At 58.0% G+C, this 17176-nt stretch carries 16 protein-coding genes and 1 tRNA gene; 7 read left to right on the forward strand and 10 right to left on the reverse strand.

Annotation, left to right across the window (positions count from 1 at the left end; genetic code table 11):
* Positions 1 to 62: 62 nt before the first annotated feature.
* The 3 genes from QZ268_RS03175 to QZ268_RS03185 all read right to left on the reverse strand — a co-directional run bounded on the left by QZ268_RS03175 (position 63) and on the right by QZ268_RS03185 (position 2401).
* A complete protein-coding gene (locus tag QZ268_RS03175; protein WP_295447832.1) occupies positions 63 to 1259 on the reverse strand; it encodes a UbiH/UbiF family hydroxylase in 1197 nt (398 codons plus the stop codon).
* A gap of 98 nt (positions 1260 to 1357) precedes the next feature.
* On the reverse strand, positions 1358 to 1609 hold the full coding sequence (locus QZ268_RS03180; RefSeq protein WP_295447836.1) for a hypothetical protein: 252 nt from the start codon (positions 1607 to 1609) through the stop codon (positions 1358 to 1360).
* A gap of 135 nt (positions 1610 to 1744) precedes the next feature.
* Positions 1745 to 2401 carry a pyrimidine 5'-nucleotidase gene (locus QZ268_RS03185; RefSeq protein WP_295447838.1) on the reverse strand — a complete coding sequence of 219 codons (657 nt, stop codon included), beginning with the start codon at positions 2399 to 2401 and terminating at the stop codon, positions 1745 to 1747.
* Positions 2402 to 2571: 170 nt separating this feature from the next.
* Between QZ268_RS03185 and QZ268_RS03190 the strand changes: the two genes are divergently transcribed.
* A complete protein-coding gene (locus QZ268_RS03190) occupies positions 2572 to 3225 on the forward strand; it encodes a GntR family transcriptional regulator (protein ID WP_295447841.1) in 654 nt (217 codons plus the stop codon).
* Positions 3226 to 3359: 134 nt separating this feature from the next.
* On the opposite strand, the gene QZ268_RS03195 is transcribed toward QZ268_RS03190, so the two are convergent.
* Together QZ268_RS03195 and carA are read right to left on the reverse strand one after the other, a co-directional pair.
* Positions 3360 to 5465 carry a glycosyltransferase gene (locus QZ268_RS03195; RefSeq protein WP_349376554.1) on the reverse strand — a complete coding sequence of 702 codons (2106 nt, stop codon included), beginning with the start codon at positions 5463 to 5465 and terminating at the stop codon, positions 3360 to 3362.
* A gap of 80 nt (positions 5466 to 5545) precedes the next feature.
* Complete coding sequence (gene carA, locus QZ268_RS03200; RefSeq protein ID WP_295447848.1) at positions 5546 to 6709, reverse strand: glutamine-hydrolyzing carbamoyl-phosphate synthase small subunit; 1164 nt, start codon at positions 6707 to 6709, stop codon at positions 5546 to 5548.
* Positions 6710 to 6965: 256 nt separating this feature from the next.
* On the opposite strand from carA, the gene QZ268_RS03205 reads away from it, so the two are divergent.
* Positions 6966 to 7439 carry a GatB/YqeY domain-containing protein gene (locus tag QZ268_RS03205; protein ID WP_295447850.1) on the forward strand — a complete coding sequence of 158 codons (474 nt, stop codon included), beginning with the start codon at positions 6966 to 6968 and terminating at the stop codon, positions 7437 to 7439.
* A 63-nt stretch (positions 7440 to 7502) separates the two neighbouring features.
* Here QZ268_RS03205 and QZ268_RS03210 read toward each other — a convergent pair whose 3' ends face one another.
* From QZ268_RS03210 to QZ268_RS03220, 3 genes are all read right to left on the reverse strand, one after another.
* Complete coding sequence (locus QZ268_RS03210) at positions 7503 to 8126, reverse strand: tetratricopeptide repeat protein (RefSeq protein WP_295447853.1); 624 nt, start codon at positions 8124 to 8126, stop codon at positions 7503 to 7505.
* Positions 8127 to 8258: 132 nt separating this feature from the next.
* Positions 8259 to 8753: a DUF2244 domain-containing protein gene (locus QZ268_RS03215; protein WP_295447856.1), complete on the reverse strand. Its 495-nt coding sequence runs from the start codon at positions 8751 to 8753 to the stop codon at positions 8259 to 8261.
* 166 nt (positions 8754 to 8919) lie between these two features.
* Positions 8920 to 10593, reverse strand: coding sequence for a cytochrome c oxidase subunit 1 (locus QZ268_RS03220; RefSeq protein WP_295447859.1), 1674 nt, complete (start codon positions 10591 to 10593; stop codon positions 8920 to 8922).
* A gap of 341 nt (positions 10594 to 10934) precedes the next feature.
* On the opposite strand from QZ268_RS03220, the gene QZ268_RS03225 reads away from it, so the two are divergent.
* Positions 10935 to 11360: an HIT family protein gene (locus QZ268_RS03225; RefSeq protein ID WP_295447861.1), complete on the forward strand. Its 426-nt coding sequence runs from the start codon at positions 10935 to 10937 to the stop codon at positions 11358 to 11360.
* A gap of 304 nt (positions 11361 to 11664) precedes the next feature.
* On the opposite strand, the gene QZ268_RS03230 is transcribed toward QZ268_RS03225, so the two are convergent.
* Complete coding sequence (locus QZ268_RS03230; RefSeq protein WP_295447864.1) at positions 11665 to 11859, reverse strand: hypothetical protein; 195 nt, start codon at positions 11857 to 11859, stop codon at positions 11665 to 11667.
* A gap of 447 nt (positions 11860 to 12306) precedes the next feature.
* Between QZ268_RS03230 and QZ268_RS03235 the strand changes: the two genes are divergently transcribed.
* Entirely contained in the window at positions 12307 to 13503 is a 1197-nt protein-coding gene (locus tag QZ268_RS03235) for an alpha/beta hydrolase (protein ID WP_295447867.1), read from the forward strand.
* Between the two features lie 76 nt (positions 13504 to 13579).
* Here the strand turns inward: QZ268_RS03235 and lipB are convergent, their stop codons facing one another.
* Positions 13580 to 14239, reverse strand: a complete 660-nt coding sequence (gene lipB / locus QZ268_RS03240; RefSeq protein ID WP_295447870.1) for a lipoyl(octanoyl) transferase LipB — start codon at positions 14237 to 14239, stop codon at positions 13580 to 13582.
* 126 nt (positions 14240 to 14365) lie between these two features.
* Here lipB and QZ268_RS03245 point away from each other — a divergent pair, with 126 nt between their 5' ends.
* The 3 genes from QZ268_RS03245 to QZ268_RS03255 all read left to right on the forward strand — a co-directional run bounded on the left by QZ268_RS03245 (position 14366) and on the right by QZ268_RS03255 (position 17114).
* A complete protein-coding gene (locus QZ268_RS03245) occupies positions 14366 to 16030 on the forward strand; it encodes a peptidoglycan-binding domain-containing protein (protein ID WP_295447873.1) in 1665 nt (554 codons plus the stop codon).
* A gap of 155 nt (positions 16031 to 16185) precedes the next feature.
* A tRNA-Leu gene (locus tag QZ268_RS03250) sits at positions 16186 to 16272 on the forward strand.
* Positions 16273 to 16490: 218 nt separating this feature from the next.
* The gene (locus QZ268_RS03255) at positions 16491 to 17114 is read left to right on the forward strand and encodes an N-6 DNA methylase (RefSeq protein WP_295447875.1); all 624 of its coding nucleotides are present in this window, start codon (positions 16491 to 16493) and stop codon (positions 17112 to 17114) included.
* Positions 17115 to 17176: the final 62 nt, after the last annotated feature.

A 17176-nucleotide genomic window follows, 5' to 3' on the forward strand; every position in this document is an offset into this window, starting at 1 on the left:
TTCATCTTGCCTTAAATACCTTCGCCGAAGGCACCGGTTTTCCCATTTGGGAAAACCGGGTTCTATTTTACCCCCAGTCCCATCTGCATCAGGGTTTTGCGTACGGGCGCCAGGGAATAGAGCGCGTTGAGGCCAAAGGCGCGCAAATCCCGCAGGGGGCGCGCCTCGATCATCGAACTGCGGTTGAGCAGGTCGATGCCTTTCACCCGCAGCATGATCTCATTGTGACGCGCCTTGTGATAGGCGCTCAGCATCTGTGCGTCCCCCAGACCCTCAGGGCGGGTCTCCGCCAGCTCCAGCAATACGCGCAGATCGCCCAGTGACATATTCAGGCCCTGGGCACCAATTGGCGGCACCACATGGGCGGCTTCGGCCATCAGCGCCAGGCGTTGGCCATCCATACGCGCGGCGGATTGGCTGATGATTGGCCAGATACTGCGGCGCGAGGCCAGGGTCAGGTCGCCAAACAGCCCACAGCTGCGTCTTGTCATTTCCGCCTCAAACACCTGCGGCGCCTGCGCCAGCAGCTCTTCGGCGCGCGGGCCGCGCTCCATCCAGACCACCGCAGAGGAGGGTTTGCCCTGATAATCCGGCAGCGGCACCAGGGTGAAAGGGCCGCCAGAGCGGTGGATTTCGGTGGAGACATTGTCGTGCGGCACTGGGTGGGTAACGGCAAAGGCCAATGCTTTTTGCCCATAACGGGTGGTTTTTACCGGAATGCCTGCGGCGTCGCGCATTGGCGAGGAACGCCCATCACAGGCGACAACCAGCTTGGCGCGGATTTGATCGCCATCGCTCAGGGTGACCCGAGCCTCATGGTTGCGGGTGAACAGCGATTTTGTGCCAGTGCCGGCGCGAAACTCCACATTTGGAAGCGCCGCAATCTGGGCCAGTATTTCGCGTCGCAGCAACCAGTTGGGCAGGTTCCAGCCAAAGGGCATTTGCGAAATATCAGCGGCGTTGAAATCCTTGATCACCCGGGGTTCCGGTTCGGCGCCGCCCGCATCAACGATACGCATGATCTGCAAGGGGGCCGCATGATCCGCCAGTTGCTCCCAAAGGCCAAACCGCTGCAACAGCGCCTGCGCCGGTTGCAAAAAGGCAGTGGTGCGCAGATCAGACCCCGCAGCATCGCGTGTGGTCACCGGCGGGGTCGGGTCTACACAGATCACCTTGAACCCGGCGGCCCCAAATGCTGCCGCTGCCGTTAGTCCGGCGACACCGCCACCGGAAACCAGAATGTCACATGTTTCAGCCATTGCCCTGCCTTTCGTCTCTCTTCCTCAGATAGGGCCGAGGCCAGGGCAATGACAAGCGGCATGTGGTCCCAGTGGCCACCTTGGGCCGAGTTTGGCCACTAGCCGCGCGAAATGGCGATAAGCAGGGTAAACATCACCGGCACAAGCGCCACTGCCGGCAGGTAGAGACCGGGGATGCCAAACAACAGGATCGAGCTGCCCCAGAGGCAGATCAGAATGGCCAGGGCATAGTAGAAATTCTCTTCCTCTCCATAGGCCACTTCTTTTGAAATCCGCCCCAGCAGGGGAATGGCAAAGAGGAAACGTTGCCACAGAGGCAGACGGTCAGGGAGAGTATAGGCAAGGGCCATGCGCGCGATCCTTTAGGGTTGTTATCGCTGCCTATGTAGGGCCTTTGGGGGCAGAATTTGAGACCAGTTTGCCGGTCTTTTACCGGTCTTCCTGCGACAGAGTGTCCCCGTTTTGCGGGCGTGGGCCGGGCCTGTTTACAGGATCTTGGCGAGGAACCCGGCCAGGTCATCGGTGTGATGGTGAATGTGGCTGCGCGCCTCAGCCTGGCCAAGCGCTTCTGGCGCCACATGGACAGTGCGCATCCCCATCGCATGAGGGGCCGAGAGATTGCGGGGGTCGTCTTCGAACATGGCGGCGGTTTCGGCGTGAATGCCTGCCTTGTCAAACACCATGTCAAAGGCGGCGCGCTCGGGCTTGGGGCGGTAATCGGCATGTTCCACACCAAAAATCCCGTCAAACAGCCCCGACAGCCCACGTGCGGCCAGCACCCGTTCAGCATAGGGGGCGCTGCCATTGGTATAGACAATACGTTTGCCGGGCAGCGCCTTGATACAGGCGGCCAGTTCCGGGTCTTTGGGCAGATGATCCATTGAAATGTCATGGACTGCCTCAAGATAGGGCACAGGGTCCATATCATGTTCGCGCATCAGCCCTGCCAGGGTGGTGCCATGCTCTTGCCAATAGCTGCTGCGCAGATGGTCTGCTTCTGCCTTGTCGACCCCCAGCTCTGCCATGACATAGTTGGTCATCTTGACCTCGATCTGATCAAACAGTCGGGCCGAAGGGTGATAAAGTGTGTTGTCCAGGTCAAAGACCCAGTGGCGCACATGAGAGAAAGCTTTTTTGACCATGGGCAGCACCTAGGCAGACTGGAATTGTTTTGCAATGAGGATTTGACGTAGACCGGGTGAAATTGCTTTGGCTTCTTTTGTCGTATTCTGGCCCCAAAAATCTGGCAAAGGCTTGATTGCCAAGGCGTGAGCTGTAGGAATACAGACCTACCATTTGAATGGGACAGCAGATGAACCAGAGCCGCAACACCCAGAAAGACGCCTATTCTCTCATTCTGGAAGCCATTGACGTGGGGGTCTACAAACCGGGGGATCGCCTGGTGGAAAGCGACCTTGCGGAACGGCTTGGGGTGTCTCGCACCCCGATCCGCGAAGCCCTGCAGCGGCTGGAAACCCAGTCTTTGCTGGAGCGGGACGGGCGTTCACTGATCGTGGCCTCGCTGGATCACAATCAGATGGCCGAGCTGTATATGGTGCGCCGCGAGTTGGAGGGGCTGGCAGCCAGCCTGGCTGCGCGTCATGCCACCGAAGAAGAAGTGCGGGTGCTGAAAGACATGGTGCGTGAGGATGACGCACTGGTTGATAAACCTGCAGATCTGGCCAAGGCCAACCGGCGCTTTCACGAACAGATCCATCTTGCCTCTCACAACCGCTACCTGGTGCAGCAACTCAATCTGGTGCATCGCTCCATGGCGCTTATGGCCACCACCTCTTTGGCGGCAGAAGGGCGGGGAGAAATCGCTCAGACAGAACACAAAAAAATTGTTGCCGCGATTGAGGCGCGCGATGAAAAGGCCGCAGGTCAGGCGCTGAAGGATCATATCTCGGTGGCCTTTATGACCCGGTTGAAACAGGATGCGGGGGACCGTGGCCAGGGACGCTAGCAGTCACCGCGCCATACCAGCTTCAGGTCTTAGAGATCCGGCATTGCGGCTGTGAAAAGCTACTGCCCCGCCGGCTTTGGACCCGTCTGATTTAGGCCTGTTTGGTTTAGGCCCGTCTGATTTAGGCCCGCCTGCTATGGGTCTTGTTCCGAAGCGACGTGTTCCTGCGCGTGGCGATCCGGGGGATGCATGCCGTGACTGGTTTTGTCCCAAAAGAACGGATTATAGAGCAGCTCATAAAGCGCTTTATAAACCGCGATCGGCCCCATCAGATAGTAAAGCGGCAAAATCGGCACCCAGAGCGCAAGCCGGGGGCGACCGGAGGCAAAAGCGCCACATGCAGCTATGCCCATGCCCAGAGCTTCAAAGCTGATCAGGGATGAGACGCCAAGAAACAGGAGCATATCCGGCAGCACAGCCGTGCTGGGATGTGGAAGACCCAGGAACACCAACCAATAGGTCCACAGGAACGGCGCCAGTAGAAACTGGCCGATAGTGCCCAAGAAAAAGGCCTGAAAGCCAAGAAAACCGCGCCAGCCCAGTCCCCGTGCAAGATGTAGCGGTTGCCGCATATGGACCAGATAGGTGGCCATAAATCCCTTGAGCCAGCGAGAGCGCTGACGCACCCAGGGGGCTATATGGCAGCTGGCTTCTTCATAGGTGGCGGTGGCAAGCATCTGGGTGCGATAGCCAGCACGATACAGGCGAACGCCAAGGTCGGCGTCTTCGGTGACATTATGGGCATCCCATCCCCCCAGTTTGTCCAGCACAGCCCGGCGCACAAACATGGTGGTTCCGCCCAAAGGCACCACCAGCCCAAGCCGGGCAATGCCCGGCAAAACAATGCGAAACCAGCTGGCATACTCCAGGGTGAAGCAGCGTGAAATCAGATTGGCGCGCGGGTTGTAATAGTCCAGAACCCCTTGAAAGCAGGCCACCTCGGGTGAGGCTGCGGCAAAGGCTGCGGCCACTTTTTGTAATTGATCCGGTTGTGGTGCGTCCTCGGCGTCCCAGACCCCGACAATCTCACCTTGGCAAAAGTTCAGCGCATAGTTCATCGCCCGCGGCTTGGTGCGCAGCTCGCCCCAGGCGGGGACCTCAATGGCTGAGATCCAGGGCGGCAAAGTTGCCTCTGAAATGGTTTGCTGAGTGAGGCTGTCGCCTGCTTCCAGAACCAATAAGACCTCCATTCGGTCCTGCGGGTAGGTGAGGCGCGCCAGCCGTTTGAGCAATGCCGAGCTGATGGCGGATTCTTTGTAGAGCGGCACCAGGACCGAGATCTTTGGCAGGTGCTCTGGGGGCTGTTTCTGTGGATGGTGCAGCGGCAGCGATGCTGGGCCGCTGTTCAGCTTTGGAACAAGATGCGCGACAAGGCCGCAGAGCTTTAAACCCGTGAACATCAGCAGAAAAAGCAGCGCAGCGCCGCAGCAAAAGGAGAAGACCGTTAGCGGGAACAGTACCGAGAGGCAGAGAAACGCGGAGACAGGCAGCAGTTGCTTTAAGCGCTTGGAGTGCTGGAACAGCGTTCTGCTGCTGAGGTCGGGGGCGATACTGTTGCTTGCCTGCCGGGCCATTGCTGTTTTGAAATGGGCCTGCAACAGGGGGGAGATCTGCGCTGCCGGAGCGAGAACGGGTATGAAGGGGCCAAAACAGGCGCTCAGGGTTTGTCGCTGGCTCTCGGCTTCTGCAGCGGAGGCAAAGGCAATGGCGATGGTATCACCGAGTTGCACCCAGGGAATCGCGCAGTGACGCAGCCAGAAACTGGCGGGCATCCGGTTTAGCAGGGGGGCGCTGGGCCTGTGTTTACTGAGATCCACAGACCGCAGGGCCAGCGCCTCGGCACGGAAAACCCCGGCGACAGACTGCGACGCAGCGCGATCTTCTTGGTGCGCCGGGTGATCTCCCCGCGTGACGGCACCGGATGCAGGTGCGGCTAAGGGGGCGGTCGTTTGCGCTCCGGGGGGCGCTTGCCGCCTCAATTTGGTCGCAGCGGGCGTTCCGGGGGGCGAAGATTTCGAACAGGTTTCAAAGACAGGAAGCGGCTCTTCGCGCCGTTGTTTTTGCCCGCGAAGGTAAACTTGTCGCGCGCTTTCCTGCGCTGTATTTTTTGGGTCGGCCAATACAGAGGACGCAGCGCCCGGCTGGGTAATCCAGATAGGGCGGCGAAGACGTTTAAAGCCGCGAGACTGCAAACCGCGCATTCGATCACTCAAAACAAAAACCCCAGATGCATTGCGCATCTGAGGCTGAAGAGGGTGGCTTAACAGTGTGTTAACCACAATATCCGTGTCGCGGTTTTAACCGGGAATTATTAGACTCTTTACGAGGCTTTACGCTCCGCCATGGCTGCAGCAAAGCGCTCGAACAGATAGAAGCTGTCCTGTGGGCCGGGGCTTGCTTCGGGGTGGTGCTGTACCGAATAGACCGGGCGGCCTGCCATGCGAATACCGCAGTTGGAACCATCAAACAGCGAGATATGAGTTTCCTCGACGCCTTCGGGCAGGCTCTGGGCGTCGACGGCAAAGCCGTGGTTCATCGAGGTGATCTCAACTTTGCCGGTGGATTTTTCCTTGACCGGGTGGTTGGCACCGTGGTGGCCGTGGTTCATCTTGACGGTTTTGCCGCCAAGCGCCAGCGCCAGCATCTGATGGCCCAGGCAGATGCCAAAAACCGGCAGAGTGGTGTCTTGCAGAATGCTGGTGATCATTGGCACGGCATATTCGCCGGTGGCAGCGGGGTCACCGGGACCATTGGACAGAAACACGCCGTCTGGGCTATGGGCCAGGACCTCTTCGGCCGTGGCTGTTGCCGGCAGAACGGTGACATCACAGCCAGCCGAAGCCAGGCAGCGCAGGATGTTGCGTTTGGCACCATAGTCAATGGCGACCACCTTGTGCACTGGAGATTCCTGACGCGAATATCCTTCGGGCCAGGCCCAACGCATTTCGTCCCAGCGATAGCTTTGGGCGCAGGTGACCTCTTTGGCCAGATCCATACCTTCCAGCCCAGCCCAGGCGCGGGCCTCAGCCACCAGGGCCTCAACGTCAAAGTTGCCCTCGGGATCATGGGACAGGGCCACATGGGGCGCGCCCAGTTGGCGGATGGCGCGGGTCAGGCGGCGGGTGTCAACACCGCCAATGGCGATCCGGCCAGTCCGGGTGAGCCAGCTTGTCAGCTCTTCGGTGGCGCGCCAGTTGGAGGCCAGCGTCGGATCCCATTTTACCACCATGCCAGCGGCAACCGGATCTGCGGTTTCGTCATCCTCTGGGGTGACGCCGGTGTTGCCGATATGGGGGAAGGTGAAGGTCACGATCTGCCCTGCATAGGACGGGTCTGTCATGATCTCTTGGTAACCGGTCATCGCGGTGTTGAAACACAGCTCGGCGACGCAGCGACCAGTGGCGCCAAACCCGGCTCCATAAAAGACGGTGCCATCGGCTAGCGCCAGACATGCGGTTGGCTTGGACGGTGCAGTATCGGCCATGACAGAGACTCTCCTGAGGGTGAAATTCATCGGCTTTTAGGGCCGGGCGGGCATGGGGTCAAGCCTAGCAGAGCGGCAAGGGGGACAAGAAGCATGAGGTAAATTGCCCCTAGGCGCGCCGCCCGCGGTTTTGGCTCGGCTGAAACGGCCATGCAGTTGACCTGACGCAAGGCGAGGTGGGAGAGCAGGCGCTTGAACTGAGCCAGTCGATTGGATAGAGGTGCCACTTCCGGTTTCTTCTGCATGGATAAAAACGATGGATACGCGAACCCTGGTCAACCAGGCTCTGAAACGGGCGATGAAAGACAAGGCTGCCCAGCGGGTAAGCACGCTGCGCCTGATCAACGCCGCAATCAAAGACAAAGAAATCGCAGCCCGTGCCGAGGATGGCGAGATCGCCCTCGGCGACAGCGAAGTCCTGGCGATTCTTGGTAAAATGACCAAGCAACGCAACGAAAGCGCCCGCGCCTATGAGGAGGCCAGCCGTCTGGATCTGGCCGAGCGCGAACTGGAAGAAATAGCAATTATCGAAGAATTCCTGCCCAAGCAGCTCGACGCCGACGAGGTCCGCGCTGCGGTAAAGGCCGCAGTGACTGAAAGCGGTGCAGCCTCGATTCGCGACATGGGCAAGGTGATGGGCGCATTGAAGGCGAAATTCACCGGCCAGATGGATTTCGGCAAGGTCGGCCCCATGGTCAAGGACGAGCTGTGCAAGGACGGCGGCTGCTGAGATAGGGCGCCGCTATTATTGCGGCGTCGCGAAGTGCCTCCCCAATCGAAACCTCCTTGTCTTTTAGTTGCGCTTGGCCTCGTCCAGTATGTGTGCTCGGATTTCGGCTGCATGGGCATTCCGGGGAGCTAACCTCAGTGCATGTTCCGCTGAAACTAGCGCGGCTTTGTTGTCTCCCATTTCTAGAAGAGAAAATGCACGTCCAATGTAGGGAAAAACATAGTTAGGCTCTAGCTCTGTTGCTCTGTCATAGTCTGCGATCGACCGTGTGTACCTATTCATTCCAAAATAAACATTACCGCGATTGTAATATGCCTTTGCGAACCGAGGGTCAATTTCTAGAGCTTTGTTGTAGTGCTCCAGAGCTAGTTTGTAGTTTTTGCGGTTCTTGCTGATAATTCCAAGCTCGATGTAAGGATGTTTATAAGACGGGTTAATTTCCACTGATCGATGTAAGTCCTTCAGAGCACGACGTGTGTTCCCGAGCCGATGATGGGCATTGCCTCGAAAGTAATAGGTCATTTCAGATTTTTCTGGCAGCAAATTCAACTCGATGACCTTCGAGCAAGCTCTGACTGAAAGCCTCAGATTGTTTTCTTGAGAACAGTCTTCGATCGGGCCTGCGTAGGCGAAGGAAGTGGCTGCTACGGTGCAGAAAAGGCCGACGATACAGCGGACAAAAATCATAGATCGAAAACTCCCAAGTGCTCTTGCCTTAAACAAACGGTAGCAATTAATGGTTGTAAAGAGCGATTGGGAATGTAGTCTGAAGTGGTGCCCTGCAAACAGCAGTGGCAAAGCTGACGATGGTGTTTGCGCTCATTGCATGGTTCTCTGCAACTCATCATATAGCGCCTTGCGCTCCTCCTCGGACAAAAACGCGCCGATCTCTACCTCGCGGCCACCTCCGCGCAGGGTGACGTAGTTCGGAACTGGGCCGTCCTTGGGGTGCAGCTCCACGGCAACCCAGTAGCGATTGCACTGCCAGCTTTGCTGGGTGCCATTGGCATTGCGCCGCTCTAGGCGGGCCTCAGTGGCGTCCAGGGTCAAGACCTCGATCACCTGCGCATCGCGGCGGTTGCGGTCCAGGGCGTATTTCAGACCAAAAAGCGCCAGCAGCAGAAACGGTAGCAGCCCCCAGAACACAATAGATCCTGCAAAGGATAGCAGCGGCAGGGCGATCAGTAGCGCGGTTACCCCAATGAAGCGGGCGTAGCCCTGGGGCGGCAGCGATTGGTGCGGCCACAGATGCATTTCGCCGGGGGCATCGGCCACGGGGGACGCTGGGGGAGGGGTGATCCAGGAGTAGGGCATCTTTGGTCTTTGTCAGGGGCGGTCTGAGGGCGGTCTGAACGGAGGGTCTGATTATTTATGTCTGTCGCAGACAGGTTTTCAAGCGGGCAATTGCGCGCGCCGTGCTGCAAAAGGAAAGGCCCCGAAAGCGTCTGCTTCGGGGCCTTTCTGCGTCTGTTACGTCACCTTAGTGCGCGTGGGGTTTGTCCCAGTCTTCCTGCTTTGGCAGGATCTCGAAGGTGTGCTCTGGTGGTGGGCAGGGCAGGGTCCATTCGAGAGTGTCAGCATATTCATTCCAGTAGTTGTTCTGGGTGATTTTCGCGCCGCGCAGCAGCGAGTAGATCATCACACCAAAGAACAGAATGAAGGATGCAAAGGACAGGAAGGCGCCATAGGACGAGATCTTGTTCCAGTAGGCAAAGCCTTCGGGATAGTCGATGTAGCGACGTGGCATGCCCTGACGACCCAGGAAGTGCTGGGGGAAGAAGGTCAGGTTGGCGCCGATGAAGAACATCCAGAAGTGAATCTGAGCGCCCAGCTCGTTGTACTGACGACCGGTCATCTTGCCAAAGTAGAAGTAGATACCCGAGAAGATCGCAAACACGGCACCAAGGCTCATCACGTAGTGGAAGTGAGCAACCACATAGTAGGTGTCGTGATAGGCGCGGTCGATGGAGGCCTGGGACAGAACCACCCCTGTGACACCACCAACGGTGAACAGGAAGAGGAAGCCAAAGGCAAACATCATTGGCGCTTTGAACGAAATCGATCCACCCCACATGGTGGCAATCCAGGAGAACACCTTAACGCCGGTGGGCACCGCGATGACCATGGTGGCCAGCATGAAGTAGGCCTGTTGGTTCAGCGACATGCCAACGGTGTACATGTGATGCGCCCAAACGACGAAGCCCAGAACACCAATGGCGATGATCGCCCAGACCATGGGCAGGTAGCCGAACACAGGCTTGCGCGAGAAGGTGGCAATCACGTGAGAGATGATACCAAAGCCCGGCAGGATCACGATGTAGACTTCGGGGTGACCAAAGAACCACAGGATGTGCTGATACAGGATTGGATCGCCGCCACCGGCAGGATCAAAGAAGGTGAAGCCAAAGTTGCGGTCCATCAGCAACATGGTGATCGCGCCCGCCAGAACTGGCAGCGACAGCAGGATCAGCCAGGAGGTGACAAAGATCGACCAGCTGAACAGCGGCACCTTGAACAGGGTCATGCCAGGGGCACGCATGTTCAGGAAGGTGGTGATCATGTTGATCGCGCCCAGGATCGAAGAGGCCCCAGAGACGTGAACGGCAAAGATCGCCAGATCCATCGAATAGCCGCCTTCGTTGACCGACAGCGGTGGGTACAGAACCCAGCCCACACCAGAGCCAAGCTGACCGTTGCCGCCAGGCGACAGAACCGAAGCAACCGCCAGCGAAGTACCAGCCACATAGAGCCAGAAGCTGAGGTTGTTCATCCGCGGGAAGGCCATGTCAGGCGCGCCGATCTGCAGTGGCATGAAGTAGTTGCCAAAGCCGCCGAACAGCGCCGGGATCACCACGAAGAACATCATCAAGATGCCGTGCGCGGTGATCAACACGTTCCAAAGGTGACCGTTCGGGGTACATTCGCTTGAGGCATCCGCAAAGAAGCGGGCGCCTTCTGCACACATGTACTGAACGCCTGGATCCATCAGTTCAAGCCGCATATAGACGGTGAACGCGACGGAGATGAAACCTACAAGCGCCGAAACGATGAGGTAGAGTATGCCGATATCCTTATGGTTCGTGCTCATGAACCAGCGGGTAAAAAATCCGCGCTCGTCTTCGTGGCCGTGACCATGAATGGCTGCGTCTGCCATTAGGTGCCTCCTGTTGCAAAACTTTCTGGCCCCAGGAAACACTCCGGGTGGCCATAGACTCATATGCGGTTTTAGTGTGCCGTGTGGTGGCCTTCAATGGCGGAGTTTGATCTGGATCAAGATTAATTGTCGCGGGCACTTGTTTTTTGTAGCGTTTTCCCCAGTTTCATCCGCATTTGTTAGGATCTTGCTGATTTGTCCTGAATGCCTGGTGCCGCAGCTGGGAAAGGCGCCGTTTGGCTCGCCAAAGTCCAAAGGCTTGACCACGGAGCGCATGCACCGCAAAACCCCACTACAGTGCGCTGCAAAACAGATCCGAGCAACCTATGGAGACCAGCTAGATGACTGCCTATGATCCCGAGAACATTTTTGCCAAACTTCTGCGCGGAGAAATCCCGGCGGCGCGCGTCTATGAAGATGAGCAGACCCTCGCCTTTATGGACATAATGCCCCGTGCCGATGGTCATCTGTTGGTGATCCCCAAAACCCCCTGCCGTAACGTCCTGGATGCCAGCCCGGAACAACTGGCGGCGGTCATGCAAACGGTGCAGAAACTGAGCAAAGCCGTGATCAAGGCCTTTTCGGCCGATGGGGTCACTTTGCAGCAGTTTAACGAGGCGGCCGGCGGGCAAGAAGTCTTTCATCTGCATTTTCACATTCTGCCGCGCCACGAGGGAGACAAAATGCGCCCCCCTGGAACAATGGCAGAGCGCGACGTTATCGAAGCCCATGCCGCGCAGATCCGCGAGGCTGTTGCGACCCTTTAGGTTCGGGGCTGGTGAGTTCCTTTCGACAAGGTATCAGATGAATACCCGGTGATGCGCACCGGGTATCCTATACCGTCCTGTTTGCGATCATATTGAGATTTCTTTCAGCGCAGGGTTGATTAAGTATTTTGTCGCGTAGTATTTCTCAAAATGAAACTACAGCTTTTTGAAATTTGAGATCACTGAAGGCTGGCATTGAACGACAGTTCGCCTGTGGCGCTTGTGCCCCTTTGATCTGATGCAGTGCTGAACTCTGGTTGCGATGGGGTTCGCGCATTTTAGCGGGGCGTGTCGCCGTTTAACGTCAATGGGCAGGGCCGCGGGGCGGCGGCTGGTATTGTTTTCGGGCACCTGATTTGTGTGTCGCTTTTTTGTAATGGGTGAGGTGCGTGTGACCGATTTTCAGCCAGATTTCCTGCCCTCCAGAGAGCAAATTGCTGCGGCTATTTATGAAACTGTTTTGCGGCCGCAGTTTTTTGACAGGTTCAGCGTCGCGCATCAGTCTGGCTCAGCTTTAGGCGCAAACCCCATAGCTGATGGACCCAGCCGGATCTTCGAAGCGCCGGAAATACAGAGCCATTTTGCCCGTGCTTTGGAAATTTTGGAACAAAAGTGGGTAAAGATGGGGCGACCAAACCCGGCGATGATATGGGCAAACCCGGCCGTCCCCGGCTGGGAGGGCAAGACCGCCTGCGAGGATGAAATCTGGATCCTGGTAACGCTCGAGGCGGAGCTATTAGAAACGCAGGCACCGCCGCTCAGGGACACGGATCCGCGTGCGCGCGCAAAACAGGAAACGCTGTCCTGGGTGAGACAAGCACAGCGTGTCGACGGGGAGTGGCACGGGTTCGTAGATCGAATCAGAGCGCAGGATTTTTCCTGGCAAGACATTTTGGTTCTTGAAACATCGGTGCCGAACAAGAAGCTTCTGTGCCGCCCGGTTTGTATGGGCGCAGACGCTGGCACGGCTGGCCCGCCTGTCGCAATATCGGTTGAACTTTTGGAGGTCGATTGGCCCCGCAGTGCCGATAGCTTTATCGCCAAGACCTTTGGGCTCAGCTCTGCCGAGGTGCATAGTCTGCGAACCCTTGTGCTCGGCTCAGAGCAGGAGCGGTCTCAGGCGCAGGACCCGGTAAGAATTGCCGCCAAGGCCGGCGCGCCTGGTGCTGCGGAGCTTGTCCGTCTTATCGGGTTCTTATTACAGGAACATGCGCGCGATATGGCAATTTCCCGCGGCGTGTGTCTGCCGGAAAGTGTGGAAATCCGCGACAGCCAGGGGCGGGTGACCCAGTGCTTCAGACTCGGAGCCGAGACGGGCCAGCCCGTTATATTTGTGCATGGTATGTTGGATGGGATTGCAGGAGTGCAGCAATTGCAGCCGCTGCTGCGCGCCGGCGGCTTTCGGGTCTATGCGCCCCTGCGGGGGGGCTATGGTGGCTCACATCCGGCGCCGGAAAAGCACCAGCAGCTCGACGCTTTTGTGGCGCAGATTGAGACGCTTATTGATCAGGAAAACCTGCGTCGGCCGCTTCTGTTGGGGCATCGCAGTGGCGTCATCTTTGCCCGGGCGGCGGCGTTGCGGTTGCGCGGCAGAGTGGGGGGGCTTTTGGGGGTCGCACCCGCTCCGCCGCTCGCCCAGGCCCGCGACTACCGCCGTAACCACCGCTCTTTGGCGCTTTGTGCCCAGTTTTTGCCGCCCCTTATCCCCTTGGTTCTAAAGAGCTGGAGCAAATCGATTCAGCGACAGGGGGCTGCAGTTCTGGTGCGCAACCAGGCGCGATCAGGCAGCAAAGGCTTGGAGCGGCTTCGGGGCAAAAAGCTAGAGGACCTGCTTTCTTTGAGCCTGTCGATGATCATGCAACAGGACGGCGCGGGAATTCTGGCTGACCTGAAGCTGCAGCCCGAGGATTGGCGTGAGCAAATGATCGGTCATGCAGACCAGGCGGTGTATCTGTGCGGCGCAGAGGATGCTTTGGTCCGTCAGAATGGGCTGTATCCCCAGGTGTTGGGCGCCGAGAAAGTCCAGCTTCGCGTCTGCTCCGGGGCGGGAGATGTGCTGCTGTATGCCTGTCCGGAACTGGTGCTTTCGGCGCTTGACGATTTGTCTTCGCTTCCTCCGTCGCAGTTTCGCCAGGGGGGATGAGGTCAGAGGTGGCGATATCGCGTCCGTTTGCAACGGGATAGCTGTCTAACCCCAGGCAGGAAAAGGCAGCTGCTGATCATTCGATCTCTGCTGCAAAGACTTCGTAAAAGCTGCGTTTCAGGGCGACATCCACGTCCGAAAGGGTAACGGGAAGGCCGAGATCGACCAGGCTGGTCACACCATGCTCCTGAATGCCGCAAGGCACGATACCCCCAAAATGCTCCAGGTCCGGTTCGACATTGATCGAAATCCCGTGAAAGCTCACCCATTTGCGCAGTCTGATGCCGATAGCTGCGATCTTGTCCTCAGTCAGGGCGCCATCGGCGCGGCGGGGCTTGTCAGGCCGTTCCACCCAGACACCGACGCGGCCCTCGCGGATGTGGCCCGTCAGGCTGAATTCAGCCAGCGCCTTGATCACCCAGGCTTCAAGCTCTTGCACGAAACGGCGCACGTCATGGCCCCGTTTGGCCACATTCAACATCACATAAACAACCCGCTGGCCCGGCCCGTGATAGGTATATTGCCCGCCCCGCTTTGAGGTATAGACCGGAAAGCGATCCGGCTCTGTCAGATCTTCGATCCTGGCCGAGGTGCCAGCCGTGTACAGCGGCGGGTGTTCCAGCAGCCAGATACATTCAGGGGCTGTGCCCGCGGCGATTTCGGCGGCGCGCGTTTCCATAAAATCAATCGCCTCGTCATAGTCGACCGGACGATCAGATGTGATCCATTCAACCATGAATAATCTTCCTGCTTGGTAAGGGGCTATAAACCCTGCAACCAGATTAACGGCGAAATTGCTAGGTGAATAGCGCCGAACTGGCTATCGTGATTCCATTCAACGTATCTATAGGGGGTGAGTGGCATGTTATCAAAGTCACTTAAGACGGCCTTAGCCGCATCAATCATTTTCACATCTGGCGCCGGATCTGTGGCGGCTGACAATCTTGGCGCGGCACTTGTTGGCGGGTTGATTGGCGGTGCAATCGCCAACGGCGTGCAGCGCAATAACCGCACCACGACGCGGCGCAGCACCTATTCAGCAGCAAGGGTACAAAACCGCGAGACCCAGACATCGCTGAACTATTTTGGCTTCCCGGCCGGCACGCCCGATGGCGTCATGGGGCGCAAGTCGCGCACCGCGATTGGGCAGTATCAGGCCTTTATGGGGTTTCCCACCACCGGGCAGCTGTCACCTTATGAACGCGACTTTCTGGTTTCATCCTATAGTCGCGCGCAGATTGGCGGCCCGCAGGTCATCAAGGCAATGCAGGGCGGCAATGGCGTACGCGGGTTGTTGCATATCTGGCGCGACGAGGCCGCAGGCGTGCGCACCACGGGTTTGAGCTATAGCGGATCCGGGTATGGCGGCATGCCCATTGAGGTCAGCCAAGCGGTAGATGAAATTGCCGAAAGCGCCGAACCTAGCGCCGAACAGCTGTTGCAGCGGTCGGGCTTCATGCATCTTGCCGATCTGAACGGCGACGGCAAAAACGACTATATGATCGACACCTCGGTTTCTGGCAGCTCTTTCTGGTGCGGCGCATCCCATTGTTCTGTCATGGTCTTTGCCTCGACACCGCAGGGCTATCAACGCAATGATTTCATGGCCCGCGGCGTGACCACGGCTGATTTTTCGTGCCACCAGGGGATTTGCCGCATGAACGAAGGCACTGGCACCCAGATGGCCAGCGCCGCAGCCCCCAGCGCAGCTGTACCGGGCGGCACTGTCATGGCGGCTGCGCCCGCCCCTGCGGCACCCGTGCCCGCGCCGGTTACTGCTGCCGCACCCGCACCGGCACAACCGCTTGCAGGTATTCAACTGTTTGCGGCCCCCGCCGCACCTGCCGCAACCCAGTCCCTCGCCAGCCACTGCAGCAAGCTGAGCCTGCTGACCGGATCCAACGGCGGCTATATGACCGTGGCAAACATGACCGACCCGGAACTGGCCCTTGGCGAACAATTCTGCCTGGCCCGATCCTATGCTATCAACTCTGGAGAAGGCATGGTGGCCAAGCTCGGCGGTGTCACCCAGGCGCAGGTCGATAGCCAATGTGATGCCTTTGGCCCAGCGGTTCAGCCCTTCCTGGCCAAGCTCGGCACCTCCTCAAGCGAAGCACTGGTGGCAGAGGTGCAGAAGTTTGTCCTGCAATCGAACATGTCGATTGAGCAGCTCGCCAATACCGCCGGGATCTGCATGTTCTCGGGCTATCGCCGCGACAACATGGAGGTTGCCCTTGGCGCCGCGCTGATCATGGTGGGTATCGGCCAACGCCCCTATGGCGAACTGCTAGGTCATCACCTGTCTCAGGGCTTTGGCGTGGCGAAGTCTACTGCGCAAGCGCAGGATTGGTACGGTCTGGCCCTCACCTCGCTAGAAAGCGGTGCCGAAGCGGTCTTTGCGCCCGGGCAGCCCGAACGCACGGCTCTGATCAAAGCCGCTTCCTCCGGTCTGACTGGCGGGGCAATGGTACAGCCTGTACCCGCAGCCGCCAGTAGCTCAGCCCTGCCCAGCTTCTCTTCCAACTAGCGTCGGCAGAACTGAGCACAAGCAAAAACCCAACGGCCGCTCCTCCGCTCCGGCCGTTGGAATTCCGATTGTGCCAAAAGTTGCACAAAGGTCCATTTAGCCTCTTCACATCTCTGCCCCCCTCGTCTAATACGCCCACACCAAGCCTAGACAGTGCGGTCGTGGCGGAATTGGTAGACGCGCAGCGTTGAGGTCGCTGTGGGGTAACACCCGTGGAAGTTCGAGTCTTCTCGACCGCACCATTATCCAAAGTTAAGCAATTGTTTTCCCTTAGTTTTCAACTCCGGAGAATGCAACTTGGAACACATCAAGCACACAATTGAACGCAAAGGCACGTTTTACTACAATCGTAGAACGCCAAAGAATGTTCGTTATCTCTACGGATCAAGCATTCGTATCGCACTCGGGCCTTGCAGCAAGAGAGCAAAGGCAACGGCTGAACGTTTGACGTTCCTACTAGATGAACCCAAGCGACCGCGTGACCTTCTACGGGATGGAGAAGAACCCGACGACGATCCGCCTCGCCAAGATGAACCTCGCAGTTCACGGGCTTGAGGGCGACATCAGCAAGGCGATTTCCTACTACGACGACCCGCACAAGGACAAAGGCCCGTTTGATTTCGTCATGGCCAATCCGCCCTTCAACGTGGACGAGATTGACGCCGAGAAAATCAAGAACGACGACCGCCTCGAATTCGGCCTGCCCGGTGTGAACAAAGGCGGCAAGGTGTCCAACGGTAACTATGTCTGGATGTCCTTCTTCCATTCTTACTTGTCCGACACGGGCCGTGCAGGCATCGTTATGTCGTCTCAATGTTCCTCAGCTGGTGGCGGCGAAGCCAAGGTGCGCGAAGCGCTAATCAAATCCGGCGATGTCGACGCCATGATGGCCATTCGGGGCAACTTTTTCTACACTCGCTCTGTCCCGTGTGAGCTGTGGTTCTTTGACAAGAACAAGCCAGCCGACCGCAAAGACAAGGTGTTGATGATCGATGCGCGCAATGTGTACCGCAAGGTGACGCGCAAGATTTACGACTTTACCCCGGAACAACAGAAAAACCTCGCCAGCATCGTCTGGCTGTAGCGGGGGCAGACTGATCGGTTTCTGGCGCTGGTTCAGGACTATTTGGAAACTGCCTATACCTA

The sequence above is a fragment of the uncultured Pseudophaeobacter sp. genome, assembly GCA_905479575.1.
Taxonomy (GTDB): Bacteria; Pseudomonadota; Alphaproteobacteria; order Rhodobacterales; family Rhodobacteraceae; genus Pseudophaeobacter.

Coding starts and splice junctions, on each gene's coding strand:
- QZ268_RS03255 (WP_295447875.1), top strand. CDS start 16,491: ATGAACCCAAGCGACCGCGTGACCTTCTACGGGATGGAGAAGAACCCG.
- QZ268_RS03195 (WP_349376554.1), bottom strand. CDS start 5,465: ATGCGCAATGCATCTGGGGTTTTTGTTTTGAGTGATCGAATGCGCGGT.
- QZ268_RS03225 (WP_295447861.1), top strand. CDS start 10,935: ATGACTGCCTATGATCCCGAGAACATTTTTGCCAAACTTCTGCGCGGA.
- QZ268_RS03180 (WP_295447836.1), bottom strand. CDS start 1,609: ATGGCCCTTGCCTATACTCTCCCTGACCGTCTGCCTCTGTGGCAACGT.
- QZ268_RS03220 (WP_295447859.1), bottom strand. CDS start 10,593: ATGGCAGACGCAGCCATTCATGGTCACGGCCACGAAGACGAGCGCGGA.
- QZ268_RS03215 (WP_295447856.1), bottom strand. CDS start 8,753: ATGCCCTACTCCTGGATCACCCCTCCCCCAGCGTCCCCCGTGGCCGAT.
- QZ268_RS03245 (WP_295447873.1), top strand. CDS start 14,366: ATGTTATCAAAGTCACTTAAGACGGCCTTAGCCGCATCAATCATTTTC.
- QZ268_RS03175 (WP_295447832.1), bottom strand. CDS start 1,259: ATGGCTGAAACATGTGACATTCTGGTTTCCGGTGGCGGTGTCGCCGGA.
- QZ268_RS03230 (WP_295447864.1), bottom strand. CDS start 11,859: ATGCGCGACGCTGAACCTGTCAAAAAACTGCGGCCGCAAAACAGTTTC.
- QZ268_RS03210 (WP_295447853.1), bottom strand. CDS start 8,126: ATGATTTTTGTCCGCTGTATCGTCGGCCTTTTCTGCACCGTAGCAGCC.
- QZ268_RS03205 (WP_295447850.1), top strand. CDS start 6,966: ATGGATACGCGAACCCTGGTCAACCAGGCTCTGAAACGGGCGATGAAA.
- QZ268_RS03185 (WP_295447838.1), bottom strand. CDS start 2,401: ATGGTCAAAAAAGCTTTCTCTCATGTGCGCCACTGGGTCTTTGACCTG.
- QZ268_RS03190 (WP_295447841.1), top strand. CDS start 2,572: ATGAACCAGAGCCGCAACACCCAGAAAGACGCCTATTCTCTCATTCTG.
- carA (WP_295447848.1), bottom strand. CDS start 6,709: ATGGCCGATACTGCACCGTCCAAGCCAACCGCATGTCTGGCGCTAGCC.
- lipB (WP_295447870.1), bottom strand. CDS start 14,239: ATGGTTGAATGGATCACATCTGATCGTCCGGTCGACTATGACGAGGCG.
- QZ268_RS03235 (WP_295447867.1), top strand. CDS start 12,307: ATGGGCGCAGACGCTGGCACGGCTGGCCCGCCTGTCGCAATATCGGTT.